This window comes from Lentibacillus kimchii, from assembly GCF_042666895.1.
GTDB lineage: Bacteria > Bacillota > Bacilli > Bacillales > Amphibacillaceae > Lentibacillus > Lentibacillus kimchii.
This window is the reverse complement of sequence record NZ_JBHTGR010000025.1, coordinates 1-955: the sequence shown is the minus strand read 5'-3', so window position 1 is coordinate 955 and position 955 is coordinate 1. Positions and strand designations below refer to the sequence as shown.

The 955-nt window shown below is 54.9% G+C and carries 1 rRNA gene; it reads left to right on the top strand.

The window, feature by feature from the left end:
• Window positions 1–955 (top strand): 16S ribosomal RNA (locus ACFQU8_RS09460); the annotation flags it as partial.

Below are 955 nucleotides of genomic sequence, written 5' to 3'. Positions count from 1 at the left end.
GCTGCCACTTACAGATGGGCCCGCGGCGCATTAGTTAGTTGGTGGGATCAAAGCCTACCAAGGCCACGATGCGTAGCCGACCTGAGAGGGTGATCGGCCACACTGGAACTGAGACACGGTCCAGACTCCTACGGGAGGCAGCAGTAGGGAATCATCCGCAATGGACGAAAGTCTGACGGTGCAACGCCGCGTGAGTGAAGAAGGTCCTTGGATCGTAAAACTCTGTTGTCAGGGAAGAACAGATACTGTTCAAACAGGGCAGTATTTTGACGGTACCTGACCAGAAAGCCCCGGCTAACTACGTGCCAGCAGCCGCGGTAATACGTAGGGGGCAAGCGTTGTCCGGAATTATTGGGCGTAAAGGGCGCGCAGGCGGTCTTTTAAGTCTGATGTGAAAGCCCGCGGCTTAACCGCGGCAGGTCATTGGAAACTGGAGGACTTGAGTACAGAAGAGGAGAGTGGAATTCCACGTGTAGCGGTGAAATGCGTAGAGATGTGGAGGAACACCAGTGGCGAAGGCGACTCTCTGGGCTGTAACTGACGCTGAGGCGCGAAAGCGTGGATAGCGAACAGGATTAGATACCCTGGTAGTCCACGCCGTAAACGTTGAGTGCTAGGTGTTAGGGGGTTTCCGCCCCTTAGTGCTGAAGTTAACGCATTAAGCACTCCGCCTGGGGATTACGGCCGCAAGGCTGAAACTCAAAAGAATTGACGGGGGCCCGCACAAGCGGTGGAGCATGTGGTTTAATTCGAAGCAACGCGGAGAACCTTACCAGGTCTTGACATCCTCTGATGGCGGTAGAGATACCGTGTTCCCTTCGGGGACAGAGTGACAGGTGGTGCATGGTTGTCGTCAGCTCGTGTCGTGAGATGTTGGGTTAAGTCCCGTAACGAGCGCAACCCTTAAGCTTAGTTGCCAGCATTAAGTTGGGCACTCTAAGGTGACTGCCGGTGA